The sequence below is a fragment of the Zavarzinia sp. genome (assembly GCF_041650655.1).
Lineage (GTDB): Bacteria > Pseudomonadota > Alphaproteobacteria > Zavarziniales > Zavarziniaceae > Zavarzinia.
Genome location: NZ_JBAZKR010000104.1, coordinates 1 through 12,458, shown reverse-complemented (window position 1 = coordinate 12,458; position 12,458 = coordinate 1). Strand labels below are relative to the sequence as shown.

The window sequence follows — 12,458 nt, the reverse complement described above, 5'->3', positions numbered from 1 at the left end:
GACACCCATATGATCGACACTTCCTTCCCCGGTTTCGGCGGCCTGATGACGTCGCTCGGTGCCGTCCTGTCATGACGGGCGCGCCCTTCATCGTCGCGATCGACGGGCCGGCCGCCGCCGGCAAGGGCACCCTCGCCCGCCGTCTCGCCGATGAATTCGGCTTTGCCTATCTCGACACCGGCGCGCTTTATCGCGGTGTCGCCCTCAGCCTGATCCGGGCCGGCAACACCGACCCGACCGAGAGCGAGGCGACCAAGGCCGCGCTGCGTCTCGACCTGTCCCTGCTCAAGAGCCCCGACCTGCGGCTCGAGGCGACGGGCGGCATGGCGTCGCGCGTCGCCGCCATGCCCGCCGTCCGCACCGCGCTCGACGCGCTGCAGCGCCGCTTCGCCGAGGTGCCGCCGAACGGCGCACCCGGCGCCGTCATCGACGGCCGCGACATCGGCACGGTGATCTGCCCCAAGGCGCAGGTAAAACTGTTCCTGACCGCCAGCGTCGCCGCCCGCGCGGCCCGGCGCGTGAAGGAATTGCAGGACAAGGGCCTGCCCGCCGACCTCGCCGGCATCACGGCCGAGATCGAGGCGCGGGACGCGCGCGACGCCGGCCGCGCCACCGCCCCCCTGAAGGCCGCCGACGATGCCCACTTGCTGGACACCTCGGACTTGGGTATTGAAGAGGTCTTCGCGAAGGCGAAGTCGATGATCGAGATGGCGCGGCAGACACGGACCTGAGGGCCCGTGCTTTTCCGTGCCGTTTGCCGTTTCGCCCCCCGAATGGGAGTTGGGGGGAAGACCGCCGGAGACAACCGGCAGGCCAGGAATGAAATACAGGAGTTCAACTGACTATGACTGAATTCGAGACCAAAGAGAATTTCGCGGACCTGCTGGACGAAGTGTTCGGCTCCGCCAACTCCCTCGAGGGGAGCGTCATCGAAGGTCGCGTCGTCGCGATCGAGAATGACTTTGCCGTGATCGACGTCGGCCTGAAGGCCGAGGGTCGCGTGGCGCTGAAAGAATTCGCTCCGCCGGGCCAGAAGTCCGAGCTGAAGCCCGGCGACATCGTCGAGGTCTATCTGGAGCGCATGGAAAACGCGATGGGCGAGGCTGTGATCAGCCGCGAGAAGGCCCGCCGCGAGGAAGCCTGGACCATCCTCGAGCGTGCGTTCGAGAAGGGCCAGCGCGTCGAAGGCGTGATCTTCGGCCGCGTCAAGGGTGGCTTCACGGTCGACCTGTCGGGCGCCGTCGCCTTCCTGCCCGGCTCCCAGGTCGATGTCCGTCCGGTGCGTGACATCACCCCGCTGATGGGCGTGCCGCAGCCGTTCCAGATCCTGAAGATGGACCGTCGCCGCGGCAATATCGTCGTGTCGCGTCGCGCCGTCCTCGAAGAGACCCGCGCGGAAGCCCGTTCGGAACTGGTCGCCAACCTCAAGGAAGGCCAGATCCTCGAAGGCGTGGTCAAGAACATCACCGACTATGGTGCGTTCGTCGATCTCGGCGGCGTCGATGGTCTGCTGCATGTCACCGACATCGCCTGGCGCCGTGTCAACCACCCGTCCGAGGCCCTCACCATCGGCCAGACCGTGAAGGTCCAGGTCATCCGCGTGAACCCGGAAACCCAGCGCATCTCGCTCGGCATGAAGCAGCTGCTGGCGGATCCGTGGGACGGTGTCGGCGTCAAGTATCCGGTGGGCGTGAAGTTCCTCGGCCGCGTGACCAACATCACCGACTACGGCGCTTTCGTCGAGCTGGAGCCGGGCGTCGAAGGCCTGGTCCATGTCTCCGAAATGAGCTGGACCAAGAAGAACGTCCATCCGGGCAAGATCGTCTCCACCTCGCAGGAAGTGGAAGTCATGGTCCTCGAGGTCGACGCCAACAAGCGCCGCATCTCGCTCGGTCTCAAGCAGTGCCTCGAGAACCCGTGGTCGGCCTTCGCGGGCCAGCATCCGCAGGGCACCGAGATCGAGGGCGAGGTCAAGAACATCACCGAATTCGGTCTGTTCATCGGTCTCGACGGCGGCGTGGACGGCATGGTCCACCTCTCCGACCTCGACTGGAACCGTCCTGGCGAACAGGCGATCCAGGACTTCAAGAAGGGCGACATCGTGCGCGCCCAGGTGCTCGACGTCGACGTGGAGAAGGAACGCATCTCCCTCGGCATCAAGCAGCTCGGCCGTGATCCGCTGGCCAACAACAACGAAGTCCGCAAGGGCTCCGTCGTGACCGGCACCGTGGTCGAAGTGAACGACGGCGGCGTCGAAGTCGAAGTCGGCGAAGAAGGCCTGCGCGGCTTCATCCGCCGTGCCGATCTCGCCCGCGACCGCCAGGACCAGCGCCCCGAGCGCTTCTCCGTGGGCGACAAGATCGACGCCAAGATCACCAACGTCGATCGCGCCACCCGCAAGCTCTCGCTGTCGATCAAGGCGCGCGAGATCGAGGAAGAGAAGGAAGCCGTGGCTCAGTACGGCTCGTCCGACTCGGGCGCCTCGCTCGGCGACATCCTGGGTGCGGCCATGTCCCGCGCCCGTGCCAAGGCGGAGGCGGAGGAGGAGGAGTAATCCCCCTCCCCTTCGGGCAGTGACGGGGCGCGCCGGCAACGGTGCGCCCCGTTTCGCTTTCGGCCACGCGTAGCGCCCAGGTCGTGACCTCGGTCACGTGCCGAGGCTGCCGCTCCGGCACACCATGACGCCGCTTCAAACAGACGCGGGAAGCCTGGACGGAAGGCAGCCTGATGCTGCTGACCGCGGTGTCCCAGGCCGACAAGATCCTGGCCGCGATCGAATTGCGCGCCGCGGTCAAGGCCGGCATCGACACGGCCCAGCGCGTCGTCGGCGTGGTCGCCGACCAAGTGGCTTCGCCGCCGTCGACGGGCGACATCGATGCGGTCGAACTGGCCTTCGCCAAGCTGGCACGCCAGCGTTTCAAGTCGATTGCAGCCAGGGCCTGGATTTCACCCTACGCCTGACCGGCGACATCAAGCTTCGCTACACCTTCGATTCCAGCAAGGATTCCTCGGATACCGAGCGGGAATTGCTGGCACTGATCGGCCAGAAGGCCGGCGGAAGGTGGGCGACCAGGTGATGATCTACATGTGCGCGATCATCAACGACTTCGTGCTGATGAATTTCGACAATACCGACGAAGACCTGAACCTGACGATCGACGTCGATCTCTGATCACGCGTAAGCGTGGCGCTCGCGTTCGCGGCTCAGGATGGCGTCGGCGTCGAGGCCGCTGATCGGCTGGGCCGGGTCGGCCGGCACATCGCCACGCGACAGGAGGTCGAGGTAGCGGGCGCAGCAGACACGCAGGAAAGAGGTGAAATTGGCCAAGTCGTGGCCGGCTTCCGCCGCCTCGTTGTGCAGGCGGGCGATGAGCTGGCTGACCGAAAGTTCGTCTCGCGCCGCGATTTCGCCGAGCACGCGCCAGAAATAATCTTCGAGGCGCACGCTGGTGACCATGCCGTCGATGCGGAGCGACTTGGCGCGCGCTTCCCACAGTTGCGGTTCGGCACCGATAAACAACTTGCACATGACTTTGTCCTTGCGCCGTGTCCTTGCCGTCCCTTCGGAGTTTACGCGCATGCGCGGACGAGGGCCATCCCGAAGCGCGGGATGGCCCCCCTTGCCCTATTCCGCCGCCTGGCGCGCCTCGGCCTTGCCGAGCACGGCCATGAACTGGGCGAGCCAGGCCGGATGGGCCGGCCAGGCCGGTGCCGTCACCAGATTGCCGTCGGTCACGGCGCCGTCGACCGGGATGTCGGCGAAGGCGCCGCCGGCCAGCTTCACCTCCGGCGCGCAAGCCGGATAGGCCGAGACTTTGCGGCCGGAGATCACACCCGCGGCAGCCAGGATCTGCGGCCCGTGGCAGATCGCGGCGACCGGTTTGCCCGTCTCGAAGAAATGGCGGACCATGGCGATCACCGCCGGATTGAGGCGCAGATATTCGGGTGCCCGCCCGCCGGGAATGACCAGGGCGTCGTAATCCGCCGCCTGGGTCTCGGCGAAAGTGGCGTTCAGCGCGAAATTGTGGCCGCGCTTTTCCGAATAGGTCTGCTGGCCCTCGAAATCATGGATCGAGGTCGCCACCGTATCGCCCGCCTTCTGGTCCGGACAGACGGCATGGACCGTATGTCCGCAGGCCATGAGCGCCTGGAAGGGCACCATGGTTTCGTAATCCTCGGTGAAATCGCCGGTGATCATCAGGATCTTCTTGCCCGACATTTTTTCCTCCCGTCCTTGGTGTGGACGGGAAAATGCTAACGCCGGCCGCCGCGCGACGGGTATCAGGGGCTTACTACGCCCTCAATTCATGAGATTGCGCCAGGCCGCCCAACCCAGCAGCAGAACGGCCACGGTGACGACATAGCCCGGCCCCGAATCGATGAAGCCCGTGACATCATGGAGGGTAGATGTCAGGGAAAGACCCGACAGGTCGCTGAACAGGCTCACGGCAGTCTCCTCGGTTCCGTGCGCAATGGCGGGAAATTCATTTCGGGTGCAACATAACCCAAATTGACAATATTGTGCAGAGCAGCACCCCGGGGCCGCGGGAGAAATTGCCCCCACGACCTCGGCCGTGGGGGAATTTCCGGGCCTGAGCGCCGCCGGCTTGCTACCCTGCCGCCGAAATCAGGAGGGACGAATGGACGGGACCGAAGATGTGCTGACGGACCGGCGGCTGCTGCGCCGGCGCCTGACACGGTGGCGCATCCTGGCCCTGTTGTTCGCCGTGATCGCCGGCAGCCTGGCCCTGCCGGGAATCACGGAACGGCCGCATATCGCCAGGGTGGCGATCGAAGGCGTGATCGTCGCCTCGCCCGAGCGAATCGAGCTGCTCGACCGCCTGGCCGAGGACGACGACGTGCGCGCGGTCATCCTTGCGATCGACAGCCCGGGCGGCACCACGGTCGGGGGCGAGGCGCTCTATCAGGCCGTGCGCCGGCTCGCCGCGAAGAAGCCGGTAATCGCCTCGATCGGCACGCTCGGCACCTCCGCCGCCTATCTGGTGGCGACCGGGGCCGACCGCGTCTATGCCTATGAGACTTCGCTCACCGGCTCGATCGGCGTGCTGATCCAGGCACCGGAATTCTCCCGCCTGATGGCGACGCTCGGGATTTCGGTGAACGAGGTGAAATCGGCCCCGCTCAAGGCCTCGCCCTCGCCCTTCGAGGTGATGTCGCCCGATTCCCGGGCCGCCCTGCAGGGTGTGATCGACGACAGTTTCGCCTGGTTCAAGGCGATCGTCGCCGAGCGCCGGCACATCGACGACGCCGGGATCGCCAAAGTGACCGACGGCAGGATCTTCACCGGGCGCCAGGCGCTCGACCTCAAACTGGTCGACGCCCTCGGTGCCGAGGGCGAGATCCGCGCCTGGCTCGCCGCCGAAAAGGGCCTGCCGCCCGACCTGCCGATCGAAAAGGCGGAACCCGCCGGCCCCGGCCTCGACTCCCTGCTGAGCGGAAAAGCCTTTGTGCCTAAATGGCTTACCCTTGACGGGCTGACGGCCGTTTGGCACCCTCGGCTCGAGTGACGGCTAAGGGCGGAAGGTTTCTCTGGCGATGATCAAGTCCGAACTGATCCTGCGCCTGGCCGCCGCCAATCCCCATCTCTACCAGCGCGACGTGGAACGCATCGTCTCCACCATCTTTCAGGAGGTGGCGGACGCCCTGGCCCGTGGCGACCGGGTGGAGATCCGCGGCTTCGGCGCCTTTTCGGTGAAGAGCCGGCCGGCCCGCACCGGCCGCAACCCGCGCACCGGCGAGACGGTCGAGGTGGCGGAGAAATTCGTGCCTTTCTTCAAGACGGGCAAGGAATTGCGCGAACGCCTTAACCTCGAAGGCGACGTCACCGAGAGCAAGGCGTGAGCCGGGCGGGGACGCCTTCCCCAGGATCGATCCGATGAAACTGCGCACCCTGTTGATCACCCTGCCGATCGTCATCGTCCTGGTGGCGCTGGCCGTGGCCAACCGGGCGCCGGTGCGCCTCTCGCTCGATCCCTTCGGCGGCGCCACCTCCGGCTATGCCGTCGAGATGCCGCTGTTCCTCGCCCTTTTCGCCGCCTTGCTGCTGGGTGTACTGATCGGCGGCACGGTCGCCTGGGGTGCCGGGCTGCGCCGTCGCCGGCGCCTGCGCATCAGCAATGTCGGCCTGAAGCGGGATCTCGACCGCGCCCGCGCCGATGTGGCCGCGGCCAAGCCGGCGGATGCCGTCGCCCAGCTTCCCGCCCCGCAATGACCGGCTTTGCCCATGTCGGGCCGGCGGAAGCGCTGGCCGCCCTGACCTATCCCGGCTTGATCGACGCGCTGGCCGACGCCTTTGCCGCCGGCCGGATCGAGGCCCCTTTGCGCGGCCATTACCCGATGCCGGACGGCGCCGGGGCGACCAATATCTTCCTGGTCATGCCGGCCTATGAGCCGGGTGCCTTCACCGGCGTGAAGCTGGTCACGGTGGCGCCGGGCAATCCGGGTCGCGGCCTCGATTCCGTGATCGGCCTCTACGTCCTGTTCGACGCGACGACGGGCGCGCCCCTGCTCTCGGTCGACGGCAGCGCCGTCACCGTGCGCCGCACCCCCGCCGCCTCCGCCCTGGCCGCCCGCTACCTGTCCCGGCCGGACGCCGAGACCCTGCTCGTGGTCGGCGCCGGCAAGCTGGCCCGCCATGTCGTCGAAGCCTATCGCACTGTGCGCCCCACCCTTCGCCGTGTGCTGATCTGGAACCGCAATGCAGAGAAGGCGGCCGCACTGGCCGCCGAATTGGGGATCGAGGCGGCGCCCGACCTGGAAACCGCTATCCGCGCAGCCGATATCGTCAGCGCCATCACCATGTCGAAGACGCCGCTGATCCGCGGCGCTTGGCTGAAGCCCGGCACCCATGTCGATCTGATCGGCGGCTTCACACCCGAGATGCGCGAGGCGGACGATGCGGCGGTGACCCGCGCCAGCCTCTTCGTCGATACCCGCGAAGGCGCCCTGCACGAGGCGGGCGATCTTGCCGACCCGATCGCACGCGGCGTGATTTCACCGGCCGATGTGAAGGCCGACCTGGCCGACCTCGTCACCGGCCGCCACCCGGGACGGCGGAGTGCCGACGAGATCACCCTGTTCAAATCGGTCGGCACCGCGCTCGAAGACCTGGCCGCCGCAGCCTATCTCTACAAGGTGCGCCCATCTTGAAGCTGGTCGTCGTCGGGGCCGGGATCTACGGCCTCTCCACCGCCTGGGCCGCCCTCCGGGCCGGCCATTCGGTCACCGTGATCGAACAGGGTATGGTGCCCAATCCCCTCGCCTCCTCGGTCGACCGCCACCGGCTGATCCGCTACCCCTACGGCGCATTCGAGGGCTACGCCCGCATGATCGCCGATGCCTATAGCGCCTGGAACCGGCTGTGGGCCGACCTGGGCGAGCGGCATTACGTCGAGACCGGCACGCTCGCCCATCATTTCGCCCCCGGCGATTTCGCCGATCTCTCGGCCGAGGTGCTGGCCAGGATGGGCATCGCCTTCGAGCGCCTGAACCCGGCCGAGCTCGACACCCGCTTCCCCATGCTGAGTGCCGAGGATTGCCGGGGCGCCCTTTGGCTGCCCAGCGGCGGCGCCCTGCTGGCCGACCGCATCGTGACCGGCCTCGGCGCCTATGTCCGTGCCCATGGCAGGCTGCTCGAAGGCATCGCCGTCGCCGATCTCGACCCCGCCCGCGCCACGGCCGTGCTGGCCGATGGGCGGCGTGTCGAGGGGGACCGCCTGGTGGTCGCCGCCGGCCCCTGGACGCCCCGCCTGATGCCCGACTTGGCCGCCCATCTGCGCCCGGTGCGCCAGGTTGTCGCCTATGCCGCCGTCCCCGCCCGCTGGCGCGCCGCCTGGGCCAAGGGGCCGATGCTGCTCGAGGTCGAGGGCGAAGGCGGTTTCTATGCCGTGCCGCCGGTCGACGGCTATGGCCTGAAGCTCGGCGACCACCGGCTGGACGGCGGGCCGGACGATCCGGACGAACGGCGCAGCGCCCGCTCCACCGAAGCGGCGACCATCTTCGCGGGCGGCGCCCGCAGGCTCCGCGATTTCGCCGACTACCGCCTGGTCGAGGGCAAGACCTGCTTCTACACGGTGACCGCGGACGAGCGCTTCCGGATCGAGGCGGTCGACCAGGCCCTGGTGCTCTCCTGCTGCTCGGGCCACGGCTTCAAATTCGGCACCCTGATGGGCGAGAAGGTCGCGGCCTGGCTGGACGGCCGCCTCGGCATCGCTGCATTGCAGGAATATGCGGCCGGAAAACTGCTATCCTGAGCCCATGAGCATTCAGGCGAAGATTTGCGGGCTGCGCACGGCGGAGGCGGTCCAGGCGGCGGTGAAGGGCGGGGCGAGCCATGTCGGCTTCGTCTTCTACCCGCCCTCGCCCCGGCATCTGACGCCGGAGGCCGCGGCCGATCTGGTCGCCCGCCTGCCGCGCGAGGTGGTGCCGGTCGCCCTCACCGTCGATGCCGGCGATGCCGCGATCGAGGCGATCCTGAAGGCGGTGCCGATCCGCCTGCTCCAGGCCCACGGCAAGGAAAGCCCGGCCCGCGTCGCCGAATTGAAGCGCCGTTTCGGCCTTCCCGTGATGAAGGCGGTGGGCATCGCCGGGCCGGCGGATGTGAACCTCGCCCATGAATACGAAACCGTGGCCGACCTGTTGCTCCTCGACGCCAAAGCGCCTAAGAAGGGCCTTCCCGGCGGCAATGGTCTGGCCTTCGACTGGGGTCTGATCGCCCACGAGCGTTGGGCGCGGCCCTGGTTCCTGGCCGGTGGCCTGACGCCCGGCAATGTCGTCGAAGCGATCCGCACCTCGGGTGCCCGCGCCGTCGACGTGTCGAGCGGCGTCGAATCCGCCCCGGGGGTGAAGGATCTCGACCTGATCGCGGCTTTCCTGGCCGCGACAGCGTCTGTTTGAGGATGAACCATGGCGCAGGCGCCGGCACAGACGCCCAATTCCTTCCGCGAAGGCCCGGACGAGCACGGCCACTTCGGGATCTTCGGCGGGCGCTTCGTCGCCGAGACCCTGATGCCCCTGATCCTCGACCTGGAGAAGGCCTATAACGCGGCCAAGGTCGACCCGAGCTTCCGTGCCGAACTCGACTATTTCCTGGAACATTACGTCGGCCGGCCGAGCCCGCTCTATTTCGCCGAACGCCTGACCGATCACTTCGGCGGCGCCAAGGTCTATCTGAAGCGCGAAGAGCTGAACCACACCGGCGCGCATAAGATCAACAATTGCATGGGCCAGATCCTGCTGGCCAAGCGCATGGGCAAGAAGCGCATCATCGCCGAGACCGGCGCCGGCCAGCACGGCGTCGCCACCGCGACGGTCGCCGCCCGCTTCGGCCTGCCCTGCACCATCTACATGGGCAAGACCGATATCGAGCGCCAGAGCCCGAACGTCTTCCGCATGAAGCTGCTGGGCGCCGAAGTCATCCCCGTCACTTCCGGCTCGCAGACGCTGAAGGACGCCATGAACGAGGCGCTGCGCGACTGGGTGACCCAGGTCGAAGACACGTTCTACATCATCGGCACGGTCGCCGGCCCGCATCCCTATCCCGCCATGGTGCGCGATTTCCAGGCGGTGATCGGCAACGAGGCCAAGGCCCAGATCCTGAAGGCGGAAGGCCGCCTGCCGGATACCCTCGTGGCCTGCGTCGGCGGCGGCTCCAATGCGATCGGCCTGTTCTATCCCTTCCTGGACGACCGCGAAGTGGCGATCGACGCCGTGGAGGCCGCCGGCCTCGGGCTCGAGAGCGGCAAGCACGCCGCCTCGCTGGCCAAGGGCCGGCCGGGCGTGCTGCACGGCAACCGCACCTATCTCCTGCAGGACGACGACGGCCAGATCATCGAGGCCCATTCGATCTCGGCCGGGCTCGACTATCCCGGCATCGGGCCGGAGCATAGCTGGCTGCACGACATCGGCCGGGTCAATTTCGTCTCCGCGACCGACCAGGAGGCGCTGGACGCCTTCCAGCTCTGCGCCCGGCTCGAAGGCATCATCCCGGCCCTCGAATCCTCCCATGCGCTGGCCCATGTCGCGCGCATCGCGCCGAAGCTGCCAAAGGACCACATCATCCTCGTCAACCTTTCCGGCCGAGGCGACAAGGACATCTTCACCGTGGCCAAGGCTTTGGGAGAGAAGCTGTGACCGTGGCCCGCATCGACGCCCGTTTCGCCGCCCTGAAGGCGGAGGGAAGGCCCGGCCTGGTGGTTTTCGTCACCGCCGGTGACCCCGACCTGGAAACTTCCTTCGAGGTGATCAAGGCCCTGCCCGGCGCTGGGGTCGACGTGATCGAGATCGGCATGCCCTTCACCGATCCCATGGCCGACGGCCCGGCGATCCAGGCGGCGGGCTTGCGTGCCCTCCACGGCGGTCAGACCCTGACGAAGACGATCGACCTCGTCCGCCGCTTCCGCGAGCACGACCAGGCGACGCCGATCGTCCTCATGGGCTATTACAACCCGATCTATTCCTACGGCGTGCCGCGCTTCCTGACCGACGCCAAGGCGGCCGGGATCGACGGGCTGATCGTCGTCGACCTGCCGACCGAGGAAGATCCCGAGCTCTGCCTGCCGGCGCTGGCCGAAGACATCGCCTTCATCCGCCTGGCGACGCCGACGACCGACGACAAGCGCCTGCCGACCGTGCTGCGCCACACTTCGGGTTTCGTCTATTACGTCTCGATCAACGGCATCACCGGCTCGGCCAGCCCCGATTGCGACGCCGTCGCCGGTGCCGTTGCCCGCCTGAAGGCCCATACCGACCTGCCCATCGCCGTCGGCTTCGGCATCAAGACGCCGGAACAGGCGGCCGCCATCGGCGGCAATGCCGATGCCGCGGTGGTCGGTTCCGCCGTCGTCTCCCTGATCGGCGAGAGCGCGGCCGAGGGCCTCAAGGGCGCCGCCCTCGCCACCCGCGTCGCGCAATTCGTCTCCCGCCTCGCCCAGGGTGTCCGTGGCGCCCGGCGCAGCGCCGCCTGACAACCGGAGTCCCGACCATGGCCAATTGGCTGAACGACGTGGTGCGGCCCAAGATCCGCGCCGCCTTCGTGCGCCGCGAGGTGCCCGACAACCTGTGGACCAAGTGCCCCGGCTGCGGCCAGATGCTGTTCCACCGCGAGCTGGCCGAGCATTACCAGGTCTGCCACCACTGCGGTTACCATATGCGCTTCGGCCTGAACGAGCGGATCGAGTTGCTGCTCGACCCCGGCTTCACGCTGGTGCCGGTGCCGGAAGTGCCGCTCGATCCCCTGAAGTTCAAGGACGAGAAGTCCTATCTGAACCGCCTGAAGGAAGCCCGCGCCAAGACCGGGCAGAACGACGCCATGGCGGTCGCCTATGGCACGATGAACGGCCTCGGCGCCGTGCTGGCGGTGCAGAATTTCGCCTTCATGGGCGGCTCCATGGGGCTCGCCGTAGGTGAGGCGCTGGTGGTCGCGGCCGAGCGCGCGGTCGACCACGGCGTCGCCCTCGTGGTGGTCACAGCGGCCGGCGGGGCGCGCATGCAGGAGGGTATCCTCTCGCTCATGCAGATGCCGCGCTCGACCGTGGCGGTCGAGATGGTGCGGGACGCCGGGCTTCCCTATATCGTCGTGCTGACCGACCCGACCACAGGCGGCGTCACCGCCTCCTTCGCCATGCTGGGCGACATCCAGATCGCCGAGCCGGGTGCCCTGATCGGCTTCGCCGGCCAGCGCGTGATCGAGCAGACCATCCGCGAAAAGCTGCCGGACGGTTTCCAGCGCGCCGAATATCTCCTCGACCACGGCATCATCGACATGGTGGTGGCGCGCAAGGACATGAAGGCGGAGCTGAGCAAGATCATCTCGCTCCTGATGAACCGCCGCCCGAGCCCGCCCCAGAAGGCGATCGCCGGAGCCTGAGCTTGAGCGTCGAAAGTCTGGCGGCGCGGCTGGAACGGCTGTTCCGGCTACGCGCGGGCGGCCAGAAGGGCGCGATCGACCTTTCGGCCGATTCGGCGCGGCGGATCGATCGCCTGCTGGCAAAACTGGGCGATCCGCACCGTCACCTGCCGCCCACGGTCCATGTCGCCGGCACCAACGGCAAGGGCTCGACCCTCGCCTTCCTGCGCGCCATGGCCGAAGCCGCCGGGCTTCGCGTCCATGCCTATACCTCGCCCCATCTGGTCCGCTTCAACGAGCGGATCGTGCTGGCAGGGCATGAGATCGGTGACGACCTCCTCGAAGAGATCTTGGTCGAGGTCGAGGAAGCCAACGAGGGTGCGCCCATCACTTTCTTCGAGATCACCACGGTCGCCGCCTTCCTGGCCTTCGCCCGGGTGCCGGCCGACCTCCTGCTGCTCGAGACCGGCATGGGCGGCCGGCTCGACACCACCAATGTGGTGACAAGGCCGGTGCTGACCGTGATCACGCCCGTCGACCTCGACCACCGGGAATTCCTCGGCAATACGATCGCGGCGATCGCAGGCGAGAA

The 12,458-nt window shown here is 67.6% G+C and carries 16 protein-coding genes; 13 read left to right on the top strand and 3 right to left on the bottom strand.

Features of this window, described 5'->3' with window-relative positions; all coding sequences use genetic code 11:
* The first annotated feature begins 71 nt into the window (after nucleotides 1-71).
* The 3 genes from cmk (at nucleotide 72) to WC493_RS18550 (ending at nucleotide 2,961) form a co-directional block, all read left to right on the top strand.
* Nucleotides 72-731, top strand: a complete 660-nt coding sequence (gene cmk, locus WC493_RS18560) for a (d)CMP kinase (RefSeq protein WP_373067174.1) — start codon at nucleotides 72-74, stop codon at nucleotides 729-731.
* A gap of 113 nt (nucleotides 732-844) precedes the next feature.
* Nucleotides 845-2,554 (top strand): 30S ribosomal protein S1, encoded by a 1,710-nt coding sequence (gene rpsA / locus WC493_RS18555; RefSeq protein ID WP_373067173.1) that lies wholly within the window; start codon nucleotides 845-847, stop codon nucleotides 2,552-2,554.
* A gap of 173 nt (nucleotides 2,555-2,727) precedes the next feature.
* Nucleotides 2,728-2,961 (top strand): hypothetical protein, encoded by a 234-nt coding sequence (locus tag WC493_RS18550; RefSeq protein ID WP_373067172.1) that lies wholly within the window; start codon nucleotides 2,728-2,730, stop codon nucleotides 2,959-2,961.
* Nucleotides 2,962-3,172: 211 nt separating this feature from the next.
* Here WC493_RS18550 and WC493_RS18545 read toward each other — a convergent pair whose 3' ends face one another.
* From WC493_RS18545 to WC493_RS18535, 3 genes are all read right to left on the bottom strand, one after another.
* Nucleotides 3,173-3,529: a ribbon-helix-helix domain-containing protein gene (locus tag WC493_RS18545; RefSeq protein WP_373067170.1), complete on the bottom strand. Its 357-nt coding sequence runs from the start codon at nucleotides 3,527-3,529 to the stop codon at nucleotides 3,173-3,175.
* A 96-nt stretch (nucleotides 3,530-3,625) separates the two neighbouring features.
* On the bottom strand, nucleotides 3,626-4,219 hold the full coding sequence (locus WC493_RS18540) for a DJ-1/PfpI family protein (protein ID WP_373067169.1): 594 nt from the start codon (nucleotides 4,217-4,219) through the stop codon (nucleotides 3,626-3,628).
* Between the two features lie 81 nt (nucleotides 4,220-4,300).
* Nucleotides 4,301-4,447, bottom strand: coding sequence for a hypothetical protein (locus WC493_RS18535; protein ID WP_373067168.1), 147 nt, complete (start codon nucleotides 4,445-4,447; stop codon nucleotides 4,301-4,303).
* A 193-nt stretch (nucleotides 4,448-4,640) separates the two neighbouring features.
* Here WC493_RS18535 and sppA point away from each other — a divergent pair, with 193 nt between their 5' ends.
* The 10 genes from sppA to WC493_RS18485 all read left to right on the top strand — a co-directional run.
* Nucleotides 4,641-5,528, top strand: coding sequence for a signal peptide peptidase SppA (sppA, locus tag WC493_RS18530; protein ID WP_373067166.1), 888 nt, complete (start codon nucleotides 4,641-4,643; stop codon nucleotides 5,526-5,528).
* Between the two features lie 28 nt (nucleotides 5,529-5,556).
* A complete protein-coding gene (gene ihfB, locus WC493_RS18525) occupies nucleotides 5,557-5,862 on the top strand; it encodes an integration host factor subunit beta (RefSeq protein WP_373067165.1) in 306 nt (101 codons plus the stop codon).
* 34 nt (nucleotides 5,863-5,896) lie between these two features.
* Complete coding sequence (locus WC493_RS18520; protein ID WP_373067164.1) at nucleotides 5,897-6,232, top strand: lipopolysaccharide assembly protein LapA domain-containing protein; 336 nt, start codon at nucleotides 5,897-5,899, stop codon at nucleotides 6,230-6,232.
* The gene (locus WC493_RS18515) at nucleotides 6,229-7,170 is read left to right on the top strand and encodes an ornithine cyclodeaminase family protein (protein ID WP_373067163.1); all 942 of its coding nucleotides are present in this window, start codon (nucleotides 6,229-6,231) and stop codon (nucleotides 7,168-7,170) included. The genes WC493_RS18520 and WC493_RS18515 overlap by 4 nt, the downstream gene beginning before the upstream one ends.
* Entirely contained in the window at nucleotides 7,167-8,273 is a 1,107-nt protein-coding gene (locus tag WC493_RS18510; RefSeq protein ID WP_373067161.1) for an NAD(P)/FAD-dependent oxidoreductase, read from the top strand. The genes WC493_RS18515 and WC493_RS18510 overlap by 4 nt, the downstream gene beginning before the upstream one ends.
* Before the next feature lie 4 nt (nucleotides 8,274-8,277).
* Entirely contained in the window at nucleotides 8,278-8,916 is a 639-nt protein-coding gene (locus tag WC493_RS18505; protein ID WP_373067160.1) for a phosphoribosylanthranilate isomerase, read from the top strand.
* 9 nt (nucleotides 8,917-8,925) lie between these two features.
* Entirely contained in the window at nucleotides 8,926-10,152 is a 1,227-nt protein-coding gene (trpB, locus tag WC493_RS18500; protein WP_373067159.1) for a tryptophan synthase subunit beta, read from the top strand.
* 2 nt (nucleotides 10,153-10,154) lie between these two features.
* On the top strand, nucleotides 10,155-10,985 hold the full coding sequence (gene trpA, locus WC493_RS18495; RefSeq protein WP_373067177.1) for a tryptophan synthase subunit alpha: 831 nt from the start codon (nucleotides 10,155-10,157) through the stop codon (nucleotides 10,983-10,985).
* A gap of 17 nt (nucleotides 10,986-11,002) precedes the next feature.
* Complete coding sequence (gene accD / locus WC493_RS18490) at nucleotides 11,003-11,887, top strand: acetyl-CoA carboxylase, carboxyltransferase subunit beta (RefSeq protein ID WP_373067158.1); 885 nt, start codon at nucleotides 11,003-11,005, stop codon at nucleotides 11,885-11,887.
* 17 nt (nucleotides 11,888-11,904) lie between these two features.
* Nucleotides 11,905-12,458: folylpolyglutamate synthase/dihydrofolate synthase family protein (locus WC493_RS18485; protein ID WP_373067175.1), on the top strand; the 554-nt coding region annotated here is incomplete at its 3' end.